Here is a 22,394-nt window from a genome sequence, read left to right as displayed (position 1 = left end):
CGAGCGTGAAGGGGCCGGGCGGTACAGTCCGGCCCCTTCCGCTTGGGCACTGACTTGAGCCGGCGCACACTGGGTCACGTCAGGACGCTGGAGCGCACCTACCGGTCGCCTGGGGCCCCACCGAGGAGTTCTCGTGATTCGCTACATCATTCGACGGTTACTGATTTCGATACCGATCCTGGTGATCGGCAGCTTCCTCGCGTTCTTGATGGTCGCCGCGGCGGGCAACCCGCTCGGCGAGTTCCGGCAGCGCCCGGGCGTCACCGAGGAGCAGGTCCGCGCCCTGGAGATCAGCCTTGGCCTCGACCAGCCGATCATCGTGCGCTACTGGAACTGGCTGCTCGACTTCATCCGGGGCGACTGGGGCGAGAGCATCGCCCTCGGCCAGGCCAGCGTCGACGTCTTCGACTCGGTCATGCGCTCGCTGTGGATCACCACTCGGCTGGTCCTCGGCGCCGAGGTCCTGGCGATCCTGCTCGGCGTGACCGTCGGCGTGCTCGCCGCCGTGAAGCAGTACTCGATCTTCGACTACGTCGCCACGTCGGCGGCGTTCCTCATGTTCTCGATGCCGGTGTTCTGCGTCGCCGTGATCCTCAAGACCTACGGCATCCAGTTCAACAACGTGCTGGAGAGCATGGGCCTCGACCGCTGGCTGAGCACGGTCAGCCCCGGCGAGACCAGTAGCGGGGGCAGCTTCACCGAGGCCGTGTACGAGTACACGAGCCTGTACACGCTGCCCACGCTGACCCTGGCCGCGATCAGCTTCGCCGCCTACAGCCGCTTCCAGCGCGCCTCGATGCTGGAGACGCTGCACTCGGACTACGTGCGCACCGCCAAGGCCAAGGGGCTCTCCCAGCGCCGGGTCATCCTGCGGCACGCCTTCCGCAACGCGATGATCCCGGTGACCACGCTGTTCTCGATCAACTTCGCGGTGGTCTTCACCGGCGCGATCGTGACCGAGACCGTGTTCGCCTGGCGCGGCATGGGCTACCTGTTGGTCAGCTCCGTGCGCCAGTTCGACCCCTACATGCTCATGGGGTGGCTCATGGTCACCGCGACCCTCGTCATCATCTTCAACCTGGTCGCCGACATCATGTACGGCGTCCTCGACCCGAGGATTCGCCTTGCCTAGCGACCCATTGATCACCGTCTCGGCCGCGGACAGCGGGACAGGCCCGGCGTCCGGCGGGGTCAGCGAGTTCGACGCCACCAAGGCGCGCAAGCAGAGCACGCTGATCCGCAAGCGGTTCTTCCAGCACAAGCTGGCCGTCGGCAGCCTCGTCGTGTTCCTGCTGATCGTGGCCTTCGGCCTGCTCGGCCCGCTGTTCTGGACCATCTCCGTCGAGGACGCGACCGGTGGGCGCTACGAGCCGCCCAGCGCGGAGCACCCGCTCGGCACCAACCAGATCGGCAAGGACCAGCTCGCCCAGCTCATGCGCGGCACCCGGCTCTCGGTGCAGATCGCGCTGACCGTGGCCCTGCTGGCCACCTTCATCGGCGTGCTGCTCGGCGCGCTCGCGGGCTACCTGCGCGGGTTCGTCGACACCGCGATCAGCCGGTTCATCGACCTGCTGCTGATCATCCCGTCGATCGCCGTCGCGGCGATCCTGGTCCGGGCCTTCGACGGCACCTGGTACGTGGTCGCCCTGGTGCTCGCCGCGTTCGGCTGGATGTCCATCGCCCGCATCACCCGCGGCGAGACGCTCTCGCTGTCCCAGCGGGAGTTCATCGAGGCGGCGATCGCCTCCGGCGGCAACACCCGCTGGGTGATCTTCCGCCACCTCGTGCCGAACATGGTCGGCAGCATCACGGTGAACGCCACCCTGGCCATCGCCCTGGCGGTGCTCTCCGAGGCCGCGCTGTCCTTCATCGGCCTGGGCGTGCAGATCCCGGACACCTCGCTCGGTTTGATCATCAGCGAGAACTACCCGCAGATCACCGCGCGGCCCTGGCTGTTCTGGGGGCCGTTCGTGATCATCGTGGCGCTCTCCCTCGCGGTGAACTTCATCGGCGACGGGCTGCGCGACGCGTTCGACCCGAGGCAGACGAAGGTGCGTGCCTGATGACCTCAGTTGTCCCCAACGAGCGCGTGATGACGGACTCGGTGCTCGCCGTCGACGACCTCTCGGTCAGCTTCCCCACCGACGACGGCCACGTCCGCGCGGTGCGCAACGTGTCCTACCAGCTGCGCCCGCGCGAGGTGCTGGGCATCGTCGGCGAGTCCGGCTCCGGCAAGTCGGTCTCCTCCATGGCGGTGCTCGGCCTGCTGCCCAGCACCGCCAAGGTCACCGGGTCGATCAAGTTCCGCGACCGCGAGCTGGTCGGGCTGCCGTACAAGCAGATGCAGGCGATCCGGAACAACGGCATCGCCATGATCTTCCAGGACCCGATGACCTCGCTCAACCCGGTTTTCACCATCGGGTGGCAGCTCGCGGAGGCCTACAAGGCCCACCACGACGTGTCGAAGAAGGTCGCCTGGGCCAAGGCCGTCGAGGCCCTGGAACTGGTCGGCATCCCGGAGCCGGTGAAGCGGGCCCACCAGTACCCGCACGAGTTCTCCGGCGGCATGCGCCAGCGCGTGGTGATCGCCATGTCGATCATCAACGACCCGGACGTCATCATCGCCGACGAGCCGACCACCGCGCTCGACGTCACCGTCCAGGCCCAGATCCTGGAGACGCTGCTGCGCATCCGCGACGAGACGGACGCGGCCATCGTCATGATCACCCACGACCTGGGCGTCGTGGCGGGCATGGTCGACCGCGTGCAGGTCATGTACGCGGGCACGGTCGTGGAGTCCGGCCCGGTCGACGAGGTCTTCGACAAGCCGCGGATGCCCTACGCCGTGGGCCTGCTCGGCTCGCTGCCCAACCCGGCGGCGCTGGGCAAGAAGCTCACCCCGATCCTCGGCGCCCCGCCCTCGCTGATCAACCTGCCGCACGGCTGCTCGTTCTCGCCGCGCTGCCCGCTGGTGATCGACGAGTGCAAGCAGTCCGAGCCGCCGCTGGTCCCGGCCGACTCCCCGGGCCACGAGACCCGCTGCCACCGCTGGCAGCACCTGGCCTCGCTGCCCGCCCCGGAGCGGCTCTTCGAGCACGACGAGATCGGCACCGTGGAAGACCCAGCCGCGCTGCTCGTCGCCAACCCGGACTACCACGTTTCCGATGAGGTCGGCGCTCTGGGGCAGCGGCTGCACCAGGAAGGCCACAGCTCATGACCGAGACCCACACCCAGCCGGGCAGGCACGCGGCGCCCGAGGCGGGGTCGGCGCCCCTGCTGGAGGTCACCGACCTGGTCAAGACCTTCCCGGTCCGCGGCGGCGGGATCATCCCGCGCACCGTGGCCCAGGTCCAGGCCGTGGCGGGCATCAACCTCACCCTGAAGAAGGGCGAGACGCTGGGTCTGGTCGGGGAGTCCGGCTGCGGCAAGTCCACCACCGGTCGGGCGATCCTGCAGCTGCACAAGCCCACCTCGGGCTCGGTGAAGTTCGAGGGCCGGGAGCTGACCACGCTCAGCGCGAGCCAGCTCCGCCCGCTGCGCCGGGACATGCAGATCGTGTTCCAGGACCCGTACGCGTCGCTGGACCCGCGCTGGCAGGTCAACGACGTCGTCGCCGAGCCGCTGCGCATCCACAAGGTGGGCAAGAACGACCGCGCGATCCAGCAGCGGGTCGACCAGCTGCTGGAGCTCGTCGGCCTCAACCCCGAGCACCGCAACCGCTACCCGCACGAGTTCTCCGGCGGCCAGCGCCAGCGCATCGGCATCGCCCGCGCGCTCGCGCTGGACCCGAAGCTGATCGTGCTCGACGAGCCGGTCTCCGCGCTCGACGTCTCGGTGCAGGCCGGTGTGGTCAACCTGCTCGAGGAGCTGCAGGAGCGGCTGGGCCTGGCGTACCTGTTCGTCGCGCACGACCTCTCGGTCGTCCGGCACATCTCCCAGCGGGTCGCGGTGATGTACCTGGGCAAGATCGTCGAGACCGGCGACCGCGAGGACATCTACGCGCGCCCGACGCACCCGTACACCCAGGCCCTGCTGTCCGCGGTGCCGGTGCCCGACCCGAAGCTGGAGCGGCAGCGGCAGCGCATCGTGCTGACCGGCGACGTGCCGAGCCCGGCCAACCCGCCGTCAGGCTGCCGGTTCCGGACGCGCTGCTGGAAGGCGCAGGACATCTGCGCGGTCGAGGAGCCGCCGCTGGTGCGCCACGGCGCCACCCTGTCGGCGTGCCACTTCGCGGAGGAGAAGCAGGTCCTGCCGTAGTAGGGTTCGAGTCCGGAGATGATCCACTTCTCCGTGGACCGCCGATGCCGGCGCGTGGGTTCTGCCAAGGGCCCACGCGCCGGCATCGCCTTACTGTGCATAGGCTGAACCCGATGCTGACAGCCCCACCACGACTGCTGCTCGTCCACGCCCACCCGGACGACGAGAGCCTGTGGACCGGCGGGACGATCGCCCGCTACGCCGCCGCGGGTGTCCAGGTGACCCTGGTCACCTGCACCCTCGGCGAGGAGGGCGAGATCATCCCCGAGTCGCTGGCCCAGCTCGGCGCGCACGCCGCCGACCAGCTCGGCGGGTACCGGGTGGCGGAACTGCGCGCCGCCTGCGCCGCCCTCGGCGTCTCCGACCACCGCTACCTCGGCGGCATGGGCCGCTGGCGGGACTCCGGCATGGCCGACACGCCCGCCAACGGCCACCCGCGCGCCTTCGTCGCCGGTGACCTCGTCGAGCAGACCGCCGCGCTGGTGGCCATCCTGGCTGATGTGAAGCCACAGGTCGTGATCACCTACGGCCCGGACGGCGGCTACGGCCACCCCGACCACATCCGGGCGCACGACGTCACCGCCGCCGCGGTGGCGCGGTGCCCGGACGTGCAGCGCCTCTACCACGCGGTGGTCTCCGAGCGGGCCGTGGCCGACGGGCTGGCCGCGCTGGCCACCGTCGAGGACCTGCCGTACCGGCTGCCCGGGGTCTCCGAGCTCCCGGTGGTGGCCGACAGCGAGATCACCACGACCGTGGCCATCGGCGACCACCTGCCCGCCAAGCTGCGCGCGCTGCGCGCCCACGCCACCCAGGTCGGCGTGTGGCAGGGCGCCGACGGCACCCACAGCTACGCGCTGTCCAACGGCATCGCCCAGCCGGTGCTCGACAGCGAGTTCTACGTGCTGGCGGGCGGCGCCGGCCCGGTGGGCAGCGACCTGTTCGGCGGGCTGGCCCCGGTCGAGCACGCGGGCGCGGACCGGTGAGCGGCGAGCGCGGCTATTTGGGCGGCCTGCTGGCCGTCAGCGCCGTGCTCGCGGTGTTCGAGCTGTTCTTCCTGCCGCTGCGCTTCGACGGGACGCTGCTGCCGAACCTGGGCGGGCAGCCGTTCCCCATCTCGGCGCTGATCGCCGGGGTCACCATGTGGTGGCTCGTCGGCGAGGCGGGCCGGGTGGGGCAGCGGGCCTCGGTGGCGGGCGGGCCGCTGTGGGTGTGGCTGGGGACGCTGCTGCTGTTCGTGCTCATCGGCCCCGGCGGCGACCGGATCGTCCTCTCCGACTGGCGGATGCTGCTCATGCTGGCCGCGGGCGCGTTCCCGGCGGCTTTCCGCATCGGCGACGTGATGGCCAAGGCCGCGATCGCCCGATCGAAGGAGGCACAGCGTGGCTGAGTACATCACCGACAAGCACATCGTCTCGGTGCTGCGGCCGTTCGTGCGGGCCACCGCGCCGATGCTGGACGCGCTGCGCGACTCCAACCCGTTCTTCCTGATCCGCAAGGCCCTGCCAGCCCCAGCCGATGTACCTGCCGATGTCCCTGCCGATGTTGAGGACGACGCCGAGCTGGCCAAGGTCGACAAGTCCGTCCGCGAGCGCCTGCGCGACGGGCTTGAGCACGTGAAGGTCCCCGGCACCGAGGCGTGGGCGGGGATGACCCCGGCCGAGCGCGAGCGCTGGTGGCTCAACCGGGTCGGCCGGTTCACCGTGCTGATCGCCTCGATCCCGGGCGTCGGCGGCGCGCTGGCCGACCGGCTGCCGATCCAGACCACGCTGGCCTCCGCGTCGCAGGGCCTGGTGCTCTCCGCGGTGGCCGCCGAGCACGGGCACACCTCGACCGCCGACCGGGTCAGGGTCATCGCCTACGTGCTGTTCGACCGCGACGTCGACCCGGCCCTGGCCGCGGGCCAGGCCGCGGACAAGGCCGAGGAGGACGCGGCCACCGCCCAGCTCACCCAGGAGCTGACCGCGAGCTCCGACAAGCACGGCCGGGTCACGGTGAAGGCCGCGGCCCGGACGCTGTGGCGCTTCGGCCGCACGCTGTGGGAGCTGAGCGAGGTGCTGGACAACCGCCCCCAGGGCCGCTTCTACCACCAGGCGCTCGGGATGCTGCCCGTCGTCGGGGCCGTGGGCGACTACCTGGGGGAGCGCTCGGCGATCAAGCGGGCGGTCAAGAAGGGCCGCAAGTGGATGGATCAGCACCCGGTCCAGTAGCGGTAGGTGTGCGCCTCGGCGAGGCCCTGGCGGCGGTAGAGGCGGACCGCGGTGTCGTTGTGCGTGGCCACCTGGAGCACGCGGTGGGGCGTGCCCGCCCAGTGGTCCAGGGCGGCGAGCAGGGCGGTCCCGTGGCCGCGGCGGCGGTACTGCTCGCTGACCTCGACCACGGCGATGTGCAGGTACTCCCCGACCACGCAGCCCCGCGCGACGCCCGCGATGGCCCCGTCGTCCCAGGCGGTGGCGAATCCGACGCGGCGTCCGCTGGTGAGGACGTGTTCCTGGGCCCTGGTGACCGGGCCGCCGACGGCGCACTCCAGCCAGCCCGGCGGCGGGGTCTCGCGGACGTCTCCCTCGACGGGGTTCGCGGGCCCTGCCATCACGTAGGTCTCGGCGCCCTTGGCGTGGTCCGCGACCGACCAGCCGTGCTCCTTGAGGTCGGCCTCGACCCCGGCGCCGGTGACGACCTGCAGGTAGGGGCGGATGCCGTGCTCGCGGGAGAACGCGGTGACGGTGTCCAGGGCGGTCCGGACGGGCACGCCGGGATCGCCCAGGGCGAGGGCGCTGTTGGCGCGTCCGGTGTAGCCGCCCGCGGCGCGCAACCGCCATTCGCCCAGGCGGCGCTGGACTACGGGGGGCCACGCCTCGGCGCATACCGCTTCGAGGGTCGGGGTGGCGTGCACGTGTCCAGTCTTGCCGGATGTGGCCAGTGACTCCTGCAATGTGAGCAACATGGCACCTGGTGCGTGCCACAGTGGGGGGCAGGAGATACTGACGCCTGGCGCGCAGAAGGACGCCTGCGCGCGTCGAAGATTGAAGGAGCAGGAGACCGCAGTGACGTACGTGATCGCCGAGCCCTGCGTCGATTTGCTCGACAAGGCCTGCATCGAGGAGTGCCCCGTCGACTGCATCTACGAAGGGGACCGGATGCTCTACATCCACCCCGACGAGTGCGTGGACTGCGGTGCGTGCGAGCCGGTCTGCCCGGTCGAGGCCATCTACTACGAAGACGACGTGCCGGACCAGTGGACGGCCTACACCAAGGCCAACGTGGACTTCTTCGACGACCTGGGCTCCCCGGGCGGGGCGTCGAAGACCGGCAAGGTCTCCGCCGACCCCGACTGGATCAAGGCCCTGGAACCCCGCACCCACAACGAGTGACCAGGGTCCAACTCCCGGACTTCCCCTGGGACGCACTGGCCGACCACGCCGCGCGGGCGCGCTCGCATCCCGACGGCGTGGTCGACCTGTCGATGGGCACCCCGGTCGACCCGGTGCCCGCCGTCGTCAGGCAGGCCCTGGCGTCGGTCTCGGACGTGCCCGGCTACCCCACCACCCACGGCACGCCCGCCCTGCGCGCGGCGTTCGCCGACGCCATGGCCCGGCGCTTCGGCGTGCCCGGCCTCGACCCGGCGGCGGTGCTGCCGACGATCGGGTCGAAGGAGCTGGTGGCCTGGCTGCCGAGGCTGCTGGGGGCCACGTCGGTGGTGATCCCGCCGCTGGCGTACCCGACCTACGAGGTCGGGGCGCTGCTGGCGGGGGCGTCGTGCGTCCGGTCGGACAGCACGGTCGCGCTGGGGCCCTCGGCGCCGTCGCTGCTGTGGCTGAACTCCCCGGGCAACCCGACCGGCCGGGTGCTGCCCACCGCGCACCTGCGCAAGATGGTCGACTGGGCCCGCGAGCGCGGGACGGTGGTGGCCTCCGACGAGTGCTACCTGTCGCTGGGCTGGGAGTCCGAGCCGGTCTCGATCCTGCACCCGTCGGTCTGCGGCGGGGACGTGAGCGGTCTGCTCGCGGTGCACTCGCTGTCGAAGACGTCGAGCATGGCGGGCTACCGCGCCGGGCTGGTCGCCGGTGACCCGGCGCTGGTCGCGCGCCTGCTGGAGGTCCGCAAGCACGCCGGGATGATCGTCCCCGGCCCGGTCCAGGCGGCCATGACCGCGGCGCTGGCCGACGACGCCCACGTCGAGGCCCAGCGCGCCCGCTTCGGCCGCCGCCGCTCGGCGCTGCGCGAGGCGCTGCTGGAGGCGGGCTTCACGATCGACCACTCCGAGGCGGGCCTGTACCTGTGGGCCACCCGTGGTGAGGACGCCTGGGACACCGTGGCGTGGCTGGCGGAGCTGGGCATCCTCGTCGCGCCGGGGGTCTTCTACGGGCCGACCGGAAACCGGCACGTCCGCGTCGCCCTGACGGCGTCGGACGAGCGCGTGGCGGCGGCGGTGCTGAGGCTGACGACCGCCTGAGCTGACGACCGCCTGAGGCTCACCGCAGGTGGTGGCGTCCCTCGCGGGGGATCTCCACAGTGGAGTCGTCCAGCGCGGTCTCCACGTCGTCGCGGAGTTCTTCGAGGTAGTGCCGGGTGTGCTTGATCTCGTCGCGGCAGCGGTCGACGTAGCGGCGGCCGAGGATGACGACGTAGGCGGGCGGGATCAGCAGCCACAGCACGAAAAGCAGGATGCCCACCGTGTCTTGGGCCAAGTCGGCGAGGATCATGGTGGGCTCCGATCGGGTACCGGGACCGGTCCGGCGGCACGCCCGCCTGTGGGAGGACGCGGGCGCGCTCAGCCGTGGGGCGGACAGCCGAGCGTGAGCCGCCGGACCGGTCGGGCAGGGGGCGTGGTGGTCGACAACCCCAAGTCAATGGCTTCCGTTCTGAGATCACGTTAGAACATGAAATCCTACGGGGATATTGCCTGATCGGGTGATGTTCACGCCGCCCCGATCGTCGTAGCGTCGGGGCATGCCCACTCAGACCGTCTGCCGACTCCTGCTCGGCCACGAACTCCGCCGGGCCCGCGAGCAGGCGGGCAAGACGCCTCAGCAGGCCGCCGAGGAGATCGGCAACCGCACCTCGAAGATCAGCCGGATGGAACTGGGACACAACGCGCTGTCCAAGTCGGACCTGACCTTGCTCCTGCGCTTCTACGGAGTGCCCGAAGAACGCCACGAAGCCCTGCACGCGATGGCCCGCAACGGCCGCGAGCGCGGCCGGTGGGCAGGCGAGCGCGAGGTCTTCCCGGAGTGGTTCCGCACCTACGTCGACCTCGAACGCGACGCCGAGCGCATCCGGTCGACCGAGGTCGAGATCATCCCCGGCCTGCTCCAGACCGAGGACTACATGCGCACCATCCACGCGGTCGCCGACCTCGACCCCGACGACGTCGAGCGCGGGGTGCTGGCCAGGAAGGAGCGGCAGTCCGTCTTCGACCGCGAGAACCAGCCCGACCTGGAGTTCATCCTGTCCGAGTCCTGCCTGCGCCGGATGATCGGCGGACCGGCGGTGATGCGGGAGCAGCTGACCCACCTGCAGAAGCTCAGCCGCAAGCGCCACGTGCAGATCCAGGTCCTGCCCTTCAACGCCGAGAGCTACAGCGGGAAGCTCTCCCACCGGTTCACGATGTTGCAGATCCCCGCTCCCGGCAGCGCCTCGCCCCTGGAGTTCGTGTACGTGGAGAGCTACGACGACGCCCGCTACTTGGACGACAAGAACGGGGTGGCCGGGTACGTAAACTTGTGGAGCCGACTCCAGGCCGCCGCGCTGGGCCCCGCCGACTCCAGGAAGTTGATCGGGACGGTGGCCGAGCAGTTCGGCTGAGCCGACCGGAAGGACGCCCCCATGCCCTCTCTCCCCTTCACCGCGTGGCGCAAGAGCAGCCGCAGCGAAGCCAACACCCAGTGCGTCGAGGCCGCCCGAACCCCCGGCCTCGTGGGCGTCCGCGACTCCAAGCAGGCCGAAGCGGGCCCGGTCCTCACCTTCCCCGCCTCGACCTGGGACACCTTCACCCACACCCTCTGAGACGCCGCCGTGGCCGCTACTCGGCCAGCAAACCCCCGAGTTCGGCCACGGCGTCCTTCAGGTGGTCGGCGAACTTGGTCATCTCGTGGGCGACTGGGGCCGGGGTGCTCAGGTAGACGTTGAAGCGGTCCGGGAGCAGGACGTAGGCGACGCCGATGCACTGGCGGCTGGTCGAGCCGAAGCCGAAGTACTGGATGGTGGTGGACGGGGCCGATGACGTGCTCAGGAAGTCATCGCGCATGACCAGCCAGCCGGGGGAGTCGTAGAGCGCCTGCGGTTCCGTCGCGCCCAGGTCCTCGCCCCGGCGGCGCTGGACCCACTGGAGTTCCCACAGGTGCTGTTCGGGCGCCTGGCCTGCCTGGCACTCGCGGGCGCGGGTGACGTGGGCCGTCGCGGCGGTGTGGAAGGCGGCTCGGCGGGCCTCCGCGTTGGCGGTGGGGTCGTCCATGGCGGCGACGAAGTCCAGGACCTGCGGGGTGACGACGCGCATGGCCTCGGTGCGGCCGTTCTGGAACTGGCGGGTGGCGATCGACTCGTAGGTGGCGCCGGTGAGGCCCTTGGACCGCTTGTGCGCCAACTGGTACGCCATCTGCACGAACGCGTCGGGGGACATGCCCAGGCGCTTGATCGCCGCCGAGCCGAAGTCCGGGAAGGTGACCGTGGTCGTCGCGGTGTCGGCGGCGTAGGCGGCGAAGGAGCCGGCCGCCTCGGCGATGTCGGCGCGCAGGGCCTCGTCGACGCTGAACTCGACCGGGGCCACCGCGGGCGTGCCGGTGGCGAACGCCGTCGAGCGGGGGACGGTCGGGCGCAGCAGGGCGTCGGTGAAGGCCAGGATCGTGGTGCCGTCGAGGCCGCAGTGCTCGACGTTGATGCCCGCGCGGCCGTCGGCGAAGACGATCAGCGACACGGCCTTGTCGAACCAGCGGTTGCCGCTGTCGCCGTGCAGCAGCTGGTCGCACGCCTGGAGCGTGTCGGCGGGGGCGAAGTCCTCCAGGCACAGGCAGAACAGCGCGGTCTCCACCGCGTCCAGGGACTCCGCGTTGCCCGGCAGCGCGCGCAACGCCGCCCGGCTCGCGGCCCACTCCGCGCGCGCCTTCGTCGTCAGGTGCCCCACGGGGGAGGCTGGGCGCCCGCCGTCGGCGAGGATGGCCCGCAGCGCGTCGGCGAGGGCGTCGGCGGGGTACGGCAGGCCGTCCTCGCCCAAGACGTCGAGGGAGTGCACCGCGCCGCGGAAGAACACCGCGATGTGCCGGGCGGGTGACGGGCCGGGCCACTCCTGGCCGTACGGGGCGCGCACGGTGTCCTGGACGGCGCCGGGGATTCGGGTGGTGGAGAACAGGTACTTCTGCTGCTCCATCGACTGCGGCGCCCCGCGCAGCAGCACCGGCGGCACCGACTCGGTGTCCAGCGCCAGCTTGTAGTCCACCGCGGCGGCGACCAGGTCGACCGCGCGCTCCACCTGCCCGCGCTCGGCGTCCTCGAACAGGAAGAAGAAGTTGGCGTTGAGCGCGATCCGGTCGCGGCGCCCGAGGTAGCGCGACGGCCAGAACAGGTCGAGCCAGCTGCGCACCCCCTCCCGCGCGTCGAACTTCTCCAGCTCCGCGTGCAGCACCCTGGCCTGGCTGTCCGGGCGCAGGAACGCCGCGACGGCGGCCTCGGTGGCGGCCAGCTCCTCGGCGGTCAGCAGCGGCGAGCACCACTCGACGAACCGGGCGCAGGACTCCTCCAGCGTCGGCAGCGGCACCCTGGGCAGGCGGTCCTCGTTGCCGAAGGTGCGCGTCGACCAATCCATGCTGTTCACGGGAATCCTTGACGTTCGAGGGGGCGGGGGCGATCGTGGTGGACCTTCGCGCGGGGCCGGGAGATGTGCAACCGGGCGTACAGCCAGCCGTCGGTTTCCCGCCCGGCCGGGTCGACGCCGACGTCGGCGAGGGTGTCGAGCACCTGCTCGCGCTCGCCGGGGGAGGCGAACCGGCGCTGCGGGAACAGCCGGTCGACGACGACGGTGTCGTAGCCCAGCCCGTCGAGCCGCTCGGCGATGGAGTCGAAGGGGAACATCCGCAGCACGAAGTGGGCCATCCACGGCGTGCGGTCGCCCGCGACGCGGGCCAGCGTCGCCTCGGTGACGTAGCCGACGCAGCCGGTGGAGATGACCAGGTCGATCGCGTCGAACACCGCGCGCTGCGACGGGGTCGGGTCGTCGGCCTCCAGGTCGGCGTGCACGGCGGCGTCGAGGAATCCCGCGTCGACGGCGTAGTCCAGGGCGGGGGCGGAGGCGTCCAGGCCCGCGAACCACGTGCCCGGGTCGCTCCGGGCGCGGACCATCGCGCGGTCCTCGGCGAGCAGCGCCTCGCGGGGGCGGTCGTCGGCCTGGTAGCGCTCGTACAGCTCGTCCATGGTGGTGTCGCAGCGCAGCAGGGCGGCGTTGATGCCGTACGAGCAGCCGATGTCGAGCACGCGGGCCGGGCGCGGGCCCAGCTGCCTGATCAGCTCGGCGAAGTGGGGCCTGGCCAGCTGGGGGATGCGGTAGCCGAGGCCGCGCAGGGTGGAGAAGTACGCGCGCGGGTCGGGCGCGGTGTAGATGTGGTCGAGGGAGACCTTGCCGGTGGCGTCCAGTTCCACGGCGTCAGTCCAGCAGCTCGTCGCCGCGCGCCGACCGCCGCTCGTGGACGGGCAGGACCCGGCCGAACAGCTGCCGGGTGCGCTCCGGGCTGCCGACCACGCCAGGGCGCTCGCTGTAGGCGAAGATCGCCGAGTGGCGCTGGCGGTCGCCGCCGACCTCGGTGACCCGGTGCAGCGAGTAGCGGCCCGTGAACAGCTGCAGGTCGCCCGGCCGCAGCGCCAGCCGCCGGACCAGCCGGTCGTCACCGTCGAGGACGGCCTTGACCGCGGGGAAGTTCTCCGCCTCGGCGGAGCGGATGCCGGGGCAGTACTCGAAGACACCGCCGGACTCGGCTTCCTGGGTGAGCATGCTGACGGTGAACTCGTTGGTGTCGAAGTGCCACGGGTGCGACATGCCGGGCCGCACGACGTTCAGGCACAGGCCCGCCAGCGGGTCGCCGAGTTCGTGCACTTCGGACAGCCCGACGCAGTCGGCGACGAACCGCCGGAACTCGGCGCTGGTGTAGAGCCGGTTGATGACGGCGGTGGCCGGAATCCGGTCCCACGGCACGAACGCGTTGCCGCGGGCCATGGTCGTGCGGGCGGGGTGGCCGTCGGGGAGGTCGCTGTCGATGGGGATGTTGTAGGCGTTGACGGTTTCCACGTCGTAGTGCGCGGCCGGGGCGATGGCGGCGCCCTCGGCGCGCAGCGTCTCGCGCAGCTCGGGGCGGATGAAGTCCGGCAGCACGCAGCACCCGGCCTCGGCCAGCTCCGCGCGGACCCGGGCGATCACGTCCGGGCCGTCCAAGGGGTACCGGTCCGTGTCGACGACCTGCTCGACCACTGGCGCGCTCATCGCGTCCCCTCCGATCGGGTGCCTTGGAGAAGGGGTAGCACACCGACCGTGGCCACCACATTACTCATCGGTAATATGTGACCGGGTCCACGATCTAGGCCAAGACGTGCCTGGCCTTCTCGTCGACCTCGGCGACGGCCTCGCGCCAGTGCGCCCGGCACTCGGCCTTGCGGGCGCGCTCGCGCTCGATCAGCCGCCCGGCGACGAGCACGACGTCGACCTCGATGCCCTCGCCCATGGCGTCGAGCATGGCCCGGATGCGCTCCTCGGCGACGACGGCGTCCTGGTGGTCGCCGAGGATGTCCTGGAACGTCTTGGTCGCGCTGACCAGCGCCTTGACCTTCTTCTTCGCGGCGGGCGCGGCCATCTCCGCGGCGTAGCGCAAGCGCTTTCCGCGGATGCGCAGGGCGTGCAGGTCGTCGTCCGGCGGATCGTCGGCCAGGTCGTCGGCGGTCTTGACCAGTTTGCGGTGCGGCTTGCGGATGACGGCCACCATCGGCGGCGCGCCGTTGGTCTTGGGCATCGCGGGCTCGGCGACCAGGGCGGCCTCGGCCAGCGACGTGAGCAGACCCCGGAAGCGGGTGCTGCGCAGCGCGGCCAGCATGTGCCTGCGCGCGCCCCGGCGCTGCTTCTCCAGGCTGCTCAGCAGTTGCTCGACGGCGGCGCGCTCGTCGTCGGGGAAGTCCGCGGCCAGCTCGCGCAGGTGCGCCAGCAGCACGTCGGCGTCGCGGACGTCGCCCAGCGCGTCGCCGAGCCACTTCAGCTCGGCCTGCAGGGGCTCGTGGGTGTGCACGGTCTTGAGCACCGAGCGCGCCCGGCGGACCGCCACCCGCATCTGGTGCACGTGCTCGGGGTCCTTGCCCGCCCGCGCGCCCTCGGCGTGGTGCACCAGCGCCCGCACCTGCTCGTCGAGACGGGCCCGGACGTGGGCGGTGGGCGGGTCGCCGCGGCGCACCTCAGGCGGGTCCTCGGGGAGGCCCAGATCGGTGAGAGCACTCATCCGACCAGAGTAAGGTCAGTTCGCGTGCAATGCCGCGTTGAGCGCGACGCCGCCACCGGTACGGGGACGGACCAGGACGGCGCCGGTCGTGGAGTCGCGGATGAACAGCAGGCCGTCCTGCCCGGACAGCTCGCGCGCCTTGACCGCCGTGCCGTCGGGCAAGGTGACCTTGGTGCCCGCGGTGACGTACAGGCCCGCCTCGACCACGCAGTCATCGCCCAGGGAGATGCCGACCCCGGCGTTCGCGCCGATCAGGCACCGCCTGCCGACGGCGATGGTCTGCTTGCCGCCGCCGGAGAGCGTGCCCATGATCGAGGCGCCGCCGCCCACGTCGGAGCCGTCGCCGACCACCACGCCCGCGGAGATCCGGCCCTCGACCATCGACGCGCCCAGGGTGCCCGCGTTGAAGTTGACGAAGCCCTCGTGCATGACGGTCGTGCCGGGCGCCAGGTGCGCGCCGAGGCGGACCCGGTCGGCGTCGGCGATGCGCACGCCGGAGGGCAGCACGTAGTCGACCATCCGGGGGAACTTGTCGACCTGGTACACCGTGACCGGGCCGCGCGCGCGCAGCCGCAGCCGGGTCGCCTCGAAGCCCTCCACGGCGCACGGGCCGTGGTTGGTCCACACGACGTTGTTGAGCAGGCCGAACACGCCGTCGAGGTTCAGCCCGTGCGGGGCGACCAGGCGCGCGGACAGCAGGTGCAGGCGCAGGTAGACGTCGTAGGCGTCGGTCGGGGGGGCGGACAGGTCGGCGATGGCCGTGTGCACGGCGACGACCTCGACCTCGCGGGCCTTGTCCGGGCCGACCTGGTCGGCGAAACCCGCCGCCGACGTGGTGCCCGCGCCTGCCTGGGGGCCGAGTTCGGGCTCGGGGAACCACACGTCGAGCACGGTCCCGTCGGCGGTCACGGTGGCCAGTCCGACGCCGCTGGCGCCCCTGGTGTCTGCACTGCTCACGTGCCACACCGTATAGCGTGGCCGGTCGTGACCGTTGCGCTGGATATCACCGCTGACCCTGTCGAGCTGACCGCGGCCCTGGTGGACGTGCCGAGCGTGTCCCGGGACGAACTGGTGCTCGCCGACGCCGTGGAGCGCGCGCTGCGCACCCAGGCCCCGCACCTGGAGGTGCTCCGGTCGGGGAACACCGTGCTGGCCAGGACCACGCTGGGCCGCCCGTCGCGGGTGGTGTTCGCCGGGCACCTGGACACCGTCCCGCTGAACAAGAACCTGCCGCTGCGGCGTACCCCGGGGGTGCTGCACGGGCTGGGCACCGTGGACATGAAGGGCGGCGTCGCGGTGATGCTGCACTTGGCGGCGACCGTGCTCGAGCCGGTGCGGGACATGACGTTCATCTTCTACGACTGCGAGGAGATCGACTTCGCCAGCAACGGGCTGGGGCGCGTCGAGCGGGAGCTGCGCGAGTGGATGGACGGGGACCTCGCGGTGGTGTGCGAGCCGTCCAACGCGGTGGTCGAGGCAGGCTGCCAGGGGACCATGAAGATCGAGGTCCGGACCACGGGCGTGCGGGCGCACACGGCCAGGGGGTGGATGGGGGAGAACGCCATCCACGCCTTGGAGCCCGCGCTGCGGACGCTGGCGGCGTACGAGTCGCGGTCGGTGGACATCGACGGGTGCCGGTACCGGGAGGGCCTGCAGGCGGTCGGGGTGTCCGGCGGGGTGGCCGGGAACGTGGTGCCGGACGAGGCCGTGCTGGTGGTCAACCACCGGTTCGCGCCGGACAAGTCCCCGGCGCAGGCCGAGGCGCACCTGCGGGAGCTCTTCGGCGACGTCACGGTGACCGACAGCGCCGCCGCCGCCCTGCCGGGCCTCTCCACGCCCGCCGCGCGCGGCCTGGTCGAGGCCGCGGGCGGGACCCCGGTGGCCAAGCTGGGCTGGACCGACGTCTCCCGCTTCGCCGCGCTGGGCATCCCGGCGGTCAACTTCGGCCCCGGCGACCCCACCCTGGCCCACACCCAGCAGGAGAACGTCGCGGAGTCCGACATCCGCCGTTGTGCGGAGGTACTGCACCGCTTCGTGTCGACGTAGATCGCCGATGGGGGCCGCGGCCTACACTCGCGCGGGTGACCAGCGAACCCACTCAGGCCGACGAGCACCCTCGGGAGAAGCAGCGCGGCCCCGTCACCCTCCGCCGCGAGCGCAGTGACGAAGCCACCACGACGACCGACCAGCGGCTGCTCGACTCCCGCGGGCCGAGCGACTGGGTGCACACCGACCCGTGGCGGGTCCTGCGCATCCAGGCCGAGTTCGTCGAGGGCTTCGGCGCCCTGGCCGAGGTGCCGCGCGCGGTGACCGTCTTCGGCTCGGCGAGGACCAGCAGGGAGGACCCGGAGTACGGGCTCGGGCGCAAGATCGGCTCGGCGCTGGCCGGGGCCGGGTACGCCACCATCACCGGCGGCGGGCCGGGGACCATGGAGGCGGTCAACCGGGGCGCGTCGGAGGCCGGTGGGCTCTCCATCGGGCTGGGCATCGAGCTGCCCTTCGAGCAGGGGCTCAACCCGTGGGTCGACCTGGGCGTCAACTTCCGCTACTTCTTCACCCGCAAGACGATGTTCATCAAGTACTCCCAGGCCTTCATCTGCCTGCCCGGCGGCTTCGGCACCCTGGACGAGCTGTTCGAGGCGCTGACCCTGGTGCAGACGAAGAAGGTCACCAAGTTCCCGGTCGTGCTCTTCGGCACGGAGTACTGGGGCGGGCTGCACGCGTGGCTGCGCGACTCCGTGCACGCGGCCGGGAAGATCGGCGAGAAGGACCTCGCCCTGCTGCACCTGACCGACGACGTCGACGACGCGGTCCGCGTGGTCGAGGAGGCTTACCAGGCATGGATCGACACCCACTGACCCTGTGCGTCTACTGCGGCTCCAATGACAACGTGCCCCGCGCGTACCTCGACCTCGCCGACGCCGTGGGCGCGGGCCTGGCGGCGCGCGGCTGGTCGCTGGTGTGGGGCGGGTCCTCGGCGGCGATGATGGGCGCGCTCGCCCGCGCCGCGCGCCGCGGCGGGGCGAAGACCGTCGGGGTCATCCCGCAGGGCCTGGTCGCCCTGGAGAAGGCCGACCCCGAGGCCGACGAGCTGCTGGTCGTGGACACCATGCGCGAGCGCAAGCGGCTGATGGACGAGCGCGCCGACGCCTTCATCGCGCTGCCCGGCGGACTGGGCACCTGCGAGGAGCTGTTCGAGGTGTGGACCTCGCGCTACCTGGGGATGCACACCAAGCCGGTGGTCCTGCTCGACCCGGACGACCACTGGGCCGGGCTGCTGGAGTGGACCCAGAACCTGGCGGGCCGCGGGTTCACCAGCCAGGGCGCCCTGGACGCGCTGGCCGTGACCAGGACCGTCGAGGAGGCGCTGGACGCCTGCGTTTAGGCGGTCCTGTGTTTAATCGGCCCTGTGTTAAGCGGCTCTGTGTTAGGCGCCCCGCGTTCAGGCCGCCGGGTCGTTGGAGCGCTTGTGGTAGGAGTCGACGTACTCCTGGCCGGACAGCTCCATGATCGCGTACATGATCTCGTCGGTCACCGCGCGGCGGATCGGCAGGGAGTTGGCCAGGCCCTCGTAGCGGTCGAAGTGGATGGGCTCGCCGAAGCGGACCTCGACGCGGGCGCGGCGCGGGAACTTCGCGCCCGCGGGCAGCATTTTATCGGTGCCGACCAGGCCGACCGGGACGACCGGGACCCGGTGCTCCAGGGCCAGCTGGGCCACGCCGGTCCGGCCGCGGTGCAGCTTGCCGTCCAGGGAGCGGGTGCCCTCGGGGTGGATGGCGAAGGCGTCGCCGCGGGTGAGGACCTCGCCCGCCACGTCGAGGGAGGCCAGGGCGGCGCGGCTGTTGTCGCGGTCGACCGGGATGGCGCCCAGGGCGCTGAACAGGGTGCCGACCATGCGCTTGCGCGGCGAGCCGCCCTGGAAGTACTCGGCCTTGGCCAGGAAGAACACCCGCCGGGGCAGCATCATCGGCACGATGAAGCTGTCCATCACCGAGAGGTGGTTGATGGCCAGGATCACCGGCCCCTTGGCGGGCACCAGCTCCGCGCCGGTGACCACCGGACGCAGGATCAGCCTCGCCAGGGACGAGAGCGTGACACGCAGGGCGCGGTAGAACACGGCGAGTCCTCCTAGGTCCACCCCAACTGTAGTTGCCCCCCGGGGCGGCCACCGAGTCCGAGGAGACCTGCCTCACGTCCTACCATCGGCAGTCGTGACTGTCCTCCGGTTCGGTGGGCGCGAGGTCCCCCAGGCCCGCGCCCTCGTCATGGCGATCGTCAACCGCACCCGGGACTCCTTCTACGACAACGGCGCGACCTTCGCCGCCTCCGCCGCGCTCGCCGCCGTCGACCGGGCGGTCGCCGAGGGCGCCGACATCGTCGACATCGGCGGGGTGCGGGCCGGGTCGCACGGGGAGACCGTCGACGCCGCCGAGGAGGCCCGCCGGGTGGTGCCGCTGGTCGCCGCGGTGCGCGAGCGGCACCCGGACGTGGTGATCAGCGTCGACACCTGGCGGCACGAGGTGGGCGCCGAGGTGTGCGCGGCGGGGGCGGACCTGATCAACGACACGTGGGCGGGCGTCGACCCGCGGCTGGCCGAGGTGGCCGCCGAGCACGGCGTGGGCATCGTCTGCTCGCACACCGGCGGCGCGGCGCCGCGGACGGACCCGCACCGGGTGCGCTACGACGACGTGGTCGCCGAGGTGGTGGCCGAGCTGGTCGGGCGCGCGGAGCGGATGGTGGCCATCGGGGTGCCGCGCGCGGGCGTGCTGATCGACCCGACGCACGACTTCGGGAAGAACACCTGGCACGGGCTGGCCCTGCTGCGCAGGCTGGACGAGCTGGTCGGCACGGGGTGGCCGGTGCTCATGGCGGTGTCCAACAAGGACTTCATCGGCGAGACCCTCGGCGTCGAGGTGGGCGATCGGGTCGACGGGACCCTCGCGGCGACGGCGGTCGCGGCGTGGACCGGCGCCCGGGTGTTCCGCGCGCACGAGGTCCGCCGGACGCGGCACGTGGTGGACATGGTGGCGGGCATCGCCGGGACGCGCCCGCCCGCGCGGGCTGTGCGGGCGCTGGCATGACGATGCTGCGCGCGACCTGGCAGAGTCCGGAGTGGACGGTGTCGCAGCTGGTGCTGGCCAAGGGCGCCCGCACGGTGAGCGTCGTGCTGCCCGCGCTGGACGAGGAGGCCACGGTGGCCGCCGTGGTGGCCTCCGTACGGCCCCTGCTGGGCACCCTGGTCGACGAGCTGGTGGTCCTCGACTCCGGCTCCGTCGACCGGACCGTCGAAGTCGCCGTCGCCGCGGGCGCGCGCGTGGTCCGCCGCGAGGACGTCCTGCCCGACCTGCCGTGCCTGCCCGGCAAGGGCGAGGTCCTGTGGCGCTCCCTGGCCGCGACCACCGGCGACCTGCTCGTGTTCCTGGACTCCGACCTGGTCGACCCGGACCCGGCGTTCGTCCCGACCCTGCTCGGCCCCCTGCTGGTGGCCTCCGGCGTGCACCTGGTGAAGGGCTTCTACCGCCGCCCCCTGCGCGTGGAGACCACCGACCACGGCACCGGCGGCGGCCGCGTCACCGAACTGCTCGCCCGCCCGGTCCTGGCCGCCCTGCGCCCGGAGCTCTCCGGCGTCATCCAGCCCCTGGGCGGGGAGTACGCGGCCACCCGCGCGTTCCTGGAGTCGGTCCCGTTCGCGGGCGGCTACGGCGTGGAGATCGGCCTGCTGCTCGACGCCCACACCCGGCACGGGGTCGACGGCATCGCCCAGGTCAACCTGGGCGTCCGCAAGCACCGCAACCGCTCCCTGCTCCAGCTGGGCATCATGGCCCGCCAGATCCTCGGCACCGTCTTCACCCGCTGCGGCGTCCCCGTCGAGTCCGACACCCTCACCCAGTTCGTCCAGGTCGCGGGCCAGTGGCTCCCGGACACCGTCACCGTCCCCGTCTCCGACCGCCCCCCGATGCGCGAGGTCCTGGCGCGCAAGCTGTGAGGTTCAGCCGGCTTCCTCGGCGAGCGCCCACTGCTCCCGTTTGCCCGCAGGCCGGAGCGAACCAGCCAAGCCTTCATGCGCGCCCCTCCGCTGGGACTCCGATTACGTGGGGTTGCCCGCTGGTGACTGGAGTTCGTCCAGCGCGCGTTCGGCCAGCCAGCGGTCGCGGTAGTAGCCGGGTTGGGCCACCAGGGTGCTGTGGGGGCCTTGCTGGGTCACGCGGCCCGCTTCCAGGACGACGATCTCGTCGGCGGCGGGGAGGGCGGCGAGGCGGTGGGTGGCGATCACGACCGCGCCCGGGTAGGTGAGGACGTCGGCCAGCAGGGCGTCGGCTGCGGTGGGGTCCAGGCCCTCGGCCGGCTCGTCCAGGAGGAGGACGTCGGGGCGGGCGGTGAGGGCGCGGGCCAGGAGCAGGCGGGCGCGCTGGCCGCCGGAGAGGCTGGTGTCGTCCACCTCGGTGCTCCAGGGGAGGCCGAGCAGGTCCACCGGGGTGGCGCCGGTGCCGAGCAGGACGTTGTCACGCAGGGTGGCGGTGAAGACGTGGTCGGTGGCGAAGGTGCCGCGCACCCGGTCGGGGTGGGCGGCGATGGCGGTTCCGGCCGTGGGGGCGCGGGTGCCCGCGATGAGGGCCAGCAGGGTGCTCTTGCCCGACCCGCTGGGCCCGACCACGCCCACCTTGCGGCCGGGTGGCAGGTCGAAGTCCACATCGGACAGGGCGTTGGGGCGGCCGGGGTAGGCGACGGTGGCGGAGCGGAGGGTGACGCGGTCGCCGGTGGTCGCGGGGCTGTCGGGTTCGGCGGTGGTCAGCTCGCGCAGCCGGGCCAGGGCGGCGCGGGCCTGGGGCCAGCGGCGGGCGGCGGTCACGGTGGGGGTGGCCACCTCGAACACCGCGAGCAGGCCGAGGACCACCGCGGCCATCGTCGGCAGGCCCTGGTGGCTGGTCAGCAGGCCCGCGGTCAGCGCGGTGGCGGCGCCGATCACCGGAACGGCCGTGCCGCCGTCGGGGGAGCGGTCGACGGCGGCGATCCGGGCCGAGGTGGCGGCGGCGCGGTCCCGGAACTCGGCGGTGGCGCCGAAGACGGCCAGGTCGTGGGCCCCGCCGATCAGGTCGGTGGCCTGCTCGGCCAGCCGGGCGCGCAGGGTCGGGCCGGGGTCGCGGCGTCGGGTCGTGAGGTGGGCGAGGACGGCGACCACGGCGAGCCCGCCCGCGACAACCAGGCCCGCTCTCGGGTCGACCAGCAGCACCGCGCCGGTCGCGGTGGCACCGACCAGCAACGCGGTGATCCACGGCAGCGCGCACCGGAGAACGGCGTCCTGCACCGCGTCCACATCGGACATCAGCCGGGACAGGGCGTCGCCGTGGGAGAGGGCGCTGGTGCCGGCGGCCAAGGCGTCGTAGAGGCGTCCGCGCAGCTCGGCCAGGTAGTCGAGCACGGCCCGATGCCCGGCGAGGCGTTCGGCGTACCGCAGCACACCGCGCCCCAGGGCCAGCGTGCGAACGAGGACGATCGCCACCGCCAGCGCCCCCAGCGGCGGGTGCTCGGCGGCGCGCAGCAGCAGCCAGCCCGCCGTCGCCATCAGGCCGACACCCGCCAACTCGGCGGCCGTGGCGGCGGCGGCGGCTGCGGCTGCGGCGAGAACCAGGGGTTTCACCGGACGCCCCCGTGCAGGCGGGCGACGCCCACCAGTTC

The 22,394-nt window shown here is 72.3% G+C and carries 25 protein-coding genes; 16 read left to right on the top strand and 9 right to left on the bottom strand.

All coding sequences use genetic code 11. The features are described from left to right. Positions 1 to 133: 133 nt before the first annotated feature. The 7 genes from ACTG9Q_RS09015 (at position 134) to ACTG9Q_RS08985 (ending at position 6,464) form a co-directional block, all read left to right on the top strand. Positions 134 to 1,132 carry an ABC transporter permease gene (locus tag ACTG9Q_RS09015; RefSeq protein WP_455572199.1) on the top strand — a complete coding sequence of 333 codons (999 nt, stop codon included), beginning with the start codon at positions 134 to 136 and terminating at the stop codon, positions 1,130 to 1,132. Then, positions 1,125 to 2,063, top strand: a complete 939-nt coding sequence (locus tag ACTG9Q_RS09010; RefSeq protein WP_455572198.1) for an ABC transporter permease — start codon at positions 1,125 to 1,127, stop codon at positions 2,061 to 2,063. Before ACTG9Q_RS09015 ends, ACTG9Q_RS09010 begins: the two co-directional genes overlap by 8 nt. Beyond that, positions 2,063 to 3,217, top strand: coding sequence for an ABC transporter ATP-binding protein (locus tag ACTG9Q_RS09005; protein ID WP_455572197.1), 1,155 nt, complete (start codon positions 2,063 to 2,065; stop codon positions 3,215 to 3,217). Before ACTG9Q_RS09010 ends, ACTG9Q_RS09005 begins: the two co-directional genes overlap by 1 nt. Beyond that, complete coding sequence (locus ACTG9Q_RS09000; protein ID WP_455572196.1) at positions 3,214 to 4,257, top strand: ABC transporter ATP-binding protein; 1,044 nt, start codon at positions 3,214 to 3,216, stop codon at positions 4,255 to 4,257. The genes ACTG9Q_RS09005 and ACTG9Q_RS09000 overlap by 4 nt, the downstream gene beginning before the upstream one ends. 113 nt (positions 4,258 to 4,370) lie before the next feature. Further along, entirely contained in the window at positions 4,371 to 5,240 is an 870-nt protein-coding gene (gene mshB / locus ACTG9Q_RS08995; protein ID WP_455572195.1) for an N-acetyl-1-D-myo-inositol-2-amino-2-deoxy-alpha-D-glucopyranoside deacetylase, read from the top strand. Continuing rightward, positions 5,237 to 5,644, top strand: coding sequence for a hypothetical protein (locus ACTG9Q_RS08990; protein WP_455572194.1), 408 nt, complete (start codon positions 5,237 to 5,239; stop codon positions 5,642 to 5,644). The genes mshB and ACTG9Q_RS08990 overlap by 4 nt, the downstream gene beginning before the upstream one ends. Then, entirely contained in the window at positions 5,637 to 6,464 is an 828-nt protein-coding gene (locus ACTG9Q_RS08985) for a hypothetical protein (protein WP_455572193.1), read from the top strand. The genes ACTG9Q_RS08990 and ACTG9Q_RS08985 overlap by 8 nt, the downstream gene beginning before the upstream one ends. Here the strand turns inward: ACTG9Q_RS08985 and ACTG9Q_RS08980 are convergent. Continuing rightward, the gene (locus ACTG9Q_RS08980; RefSeq protein ID WP_455572192.1) at positions 6,446 to 7,147 is read right to left on the bottom strand and encodes a GNAT family N-acetyltransferase; all 702 of its coding nucleotides are present in this window, start codon (positions 7,145 to 7,147) and stop codon (positions 6,446 to 6,448) included. The two genes, ACTG9Q_RS08985 and ACTG9Q_RS08980, sit on opposite strands and share 19 nt — an antisense overlap. Before the next feature lie 151 nt (positions 7,148 to 7,298). Here ACTG9Q_RS08980 and fdxA point away from each other — a divergent pair, with 151 nt between their 5' ends. Together fdxA and dapC are read left to right on the top strand one after the other, a co-directional pair. Next, positions 7,299 to 7,625, top strand: coding sequence for a ferredoxin (gene fdxA, locus ACTG9Q_RS08975; RefSeq protein ID WP_455572191.1), 327 nt, complete (start codon positions 7,299 to 7,301; stop codon positions 7,623 to 7,625). Beyond that, positions 7,622 to 8,707: a succinyldiaminopimelate transaminase gene (gene dapC, locus ACTG9Q_RS08970; RefSeq protein ID WP_455572190.1), complete on the top strand. Its 1,086-nt coding sequence runs from the start codon at positions 7,622 to 7,624 to the stop codon at positions 8,705 to 8,707. The genes fdxA and dapC overlap by 4 nt, the downstream gene beginning before the upstream one ends. A gap of 19 nt (positions 8,708 to 8,726) precedes the next feature. Here the strand turns inward: dapC and ACTG9Q_RS08965 are convergent, their stop codons facing one another. After that, positions 8,727 to 8,957 (bottom strand): hypothetical protein, encoded by a 231-nt coding sequence (locus ACTG9Q_RS08965; protein WP_455572189.1) that lies wholly within the window; start codon positions 8,955 to 8,957, stop codon positions 8,727 to 8,729. A gap of 247 nt (positions 8,958 to 9,204) precedes the next feature. Here ACTG9Q_RS08965 and ACTG9Q_RS08960 point away from each other — a divergent pair, with 247 nt between their 5' ends. Together ACTG9Q_RS08960 and ACTG9Q_RS08955 are read left to right on the top strand one after the other, a co-directional pair. Further along, positions 9,205 to 10,059: a helix-turn-helix domain-containing protein gene (locus tag ACTG9Q_RS08960; RefSeq protein WP_455572188.1), complete on the top strand. Its 855-nt coding sequence runs from the start codon at positions 9,205 to 9,207 to the stop codon at positions 10,057 to 10,059. Positions 10,060 to 10,080: 21 nt separating this feature from the next. Continuing rightward, complete coding sequence (locus ACTG9Q_RS08955) at positions 10,081 to 10,260, top strand: DUF397 domain-containing protein (RefSeq protein WP_455572187.1); 180 nt, start codon at positions 10,081 to 10,083, stop codon at positions 10,258 to 10,260. Between the two features lie 16 nt (positions 10,261 to 10,276). Here ACTG9Q_RS08955 and ACTG9Q_RS08950 read toward each other — a convergent pair whose 3' ends face one another. The 5 genes from ACTG9Q_RS08950 to dapD all read right to left on the bottom strand — a co-directional run bounded on the left by ACTG9Q_RS08950 (position 10,277) and on the right by dapD (position 15,674). Continuing rightward, positions 10,277 to 12,052, bottom strand: a complete 1,776-nt coding sequence (locus ACTG9Q_RS08950; RefSeq protein WP_455572713.1) for a choline/carnitine O-acyltransferase — start codon at positions 12,050 to 12,052, stop codon at positions 10,277 to 10,279. A gap of 5 nt (positions 12,053 to 12,057) precedes the next feature. After that, complete coding sequence (locus ACTG9Q_RS08945; RefSeq protein ID WP_455572186.1) at positions 12,058 to 12,882, bottom strand: class I SAM-dependent methyltransferase; 825 nt, start codon at positions 12,880 to 12,882, stop codon at positions 12,058 to 12,060. 4 nt (positions 12,883 to 12,886) lie between these two features. After that, positions 12,887 to 13,717 (bottom strand): HalD/BesD family halogenase, encoded by an 831-nt coding sequence (locus ACTG9Q_RS08940; RefSeq protein ID WP_455572185.1) that lies wholly within the window; start codon positions 13,715 to 13,717, stop codon positions 12,887 to 12,889. Positions 13,718 to 13,811: 94 nt separating this feature from the next. Further along, positions 13,812 to 14,717, bottom strand: coding sequence for a CHAD domain-containing protein (locus ACTG9Q_RS08935; RefSeq protein WP_455572184.1), 906 nt, complete (start codon positions 14,715 to 14,717; stop codon positions 13,812 to 13,814). 15 nt (positions 14,718 to 14,732) lie between these two features. Then, complete coding sequence (gene dapD, locus ACTG9Q_RS08930) at positions 14,733 to 15,674, bottom strand: 2,3,4,5-tetrahydropyridine-2,6-dicarboxylate N-succinyltransferase (RefSeq protein ID WP_455572183.1); 942 nt, start codon at positions 15,672 to 15,674, stop codon at positions 14,733 to 14,735. Positions 15,675 to 15,701: 27 nt separating this feature from the next. Here dapD and dapE point away from each other — a divergent pair, with 27 nt between their 5' ends. Genes dapE through ACTG9Q_RS08915 form a run of 3 tightly spaced genes read left to right on the top strand, consistent with a single transcriptional unit; the run spans position 15,702 to position 18,102 of the window. Then, positions 15,702 to 16,763 carry a succinyl-diaminopimelate desuccinylase gene (gene dapE / locus ACTG9Q_RS08925; RefSeq protein ID WP_455572182.1) on the top strand — a complete coding sequence of 354 codons (1,062 nt, stop codon included), beginning with the start codon at positions 15,702 to 15,704 and terminating at the stop codon, positions 16,761 to 16,763. Positions 16,764 to 16,798: 35 nt separating this feature from the next. Then, positions 16,799 to 17,575 carry an LOG family protein gene (locus ACTG9Q_RS08920; protein ID WP_455572181.1) on the top strand — a complete coding sequence of 259 codons (777 nt, stop codon included), beginning with the start codon at positions 16,799 to 16,801 and terminating at the stop codon, positions 17,573 to 17,575. Continuing rightward, positions 17,557 to 18,102 carry an LOG family protein gene (locus ACTG9Q_RS08915; protein WP_455572180.1) on the top strand — a complete coding sequence of 182 codons (546 nt, stop codon included), beginning with the start codon at positions 17,557 to 17,559 and terminating at the stop codon, positions 18,100 to 18,102. The genes ACTG9Q_RS08920 and ACTG9Q_RS08915 overlap by 19 nt, the downstream gene beginning before the upstream one ends. Before the next feature lie 57 nt (positions 18,103 to 18,159). On the opposite strand, the gene ACTG9Q_RS08910 is transcribed toward ACTG9Q_RS08915, so the two are convergent. After that, positions 18,160 to 18,834: a lysophospholipid acyltransferase family protein gene (locus tag ACTG9Q_RS08910; protein WP_455572712.1), complete on the bottom strand. Its 675-nt coding sequence runs from the start codon at positions 18,832 to 18,834 to the stop codon at positions 18,160 to 18,162. 148 nt (positions 18,835 to 18,982) lie between these two features. Here ACTG9Q_RS08910 and folP point away from each other — a divergent pair, with 148 nt between their 5' ends. Both folP and ACTG9Q_RS08900 read left to right on the top strand, forming a co-directional pair. Then, a complete protein-coding gene (gene folP / locus ACTG9Q_RS08905; protein WP_455572711.1) occupies positions 18,983 to 19,798 on the top strand; it encodes a dihydropteroate synthase in 816 nt (271 codons plus the stop codon). Further along, positions 19,795 to 20,703 (top strand): glucosyl-3-phosphoglycerate synthase, encoded by a 909-nt coding sequence (locus ACTG9Q_RS08900; protein ID WP_455572179.1) that lies wholly within the window; start codon positions 19,795 to 19,797, stop codon positions 20,701 to 20,703. The genes folP and ACTG9Q_RS08900 overlap by 4 nt, the downstream gene beginning before the upstream one ends. A 102-nt stretch (positions 20,704 to 20,805) precedes the next feature. Here ACTG9Q_RS08900 and ACTG9Q_RS08895 read toward each other — a convergent pair whose 3' ends face one another. Next, the gene (locus ACTG9Q_RS08895) at positions 20,806 to 22,356 is read right to left on the bottom strand and encodes an amino acid ABC transporter ATP-binding/permease protein (RefSeq protein ID WP_455572178.1); all 1,551 of its coding nucleotides are present in this window, start codon (positions 22,354 to 22,356) and stop codon (positions 20,806 to 20,808) included. Between the last annotated feature and the right edge of the window lie 38 nt (positions 22,357 to 22,394).

The organism is Actinokineospora lacus (genome assembly GCF_053813445.1).
The sequence above is the reverse complement of the archived record's forward strand: the minus strand, read 5'-3'. Positions and strand labels throughout refer to the sequence as shown.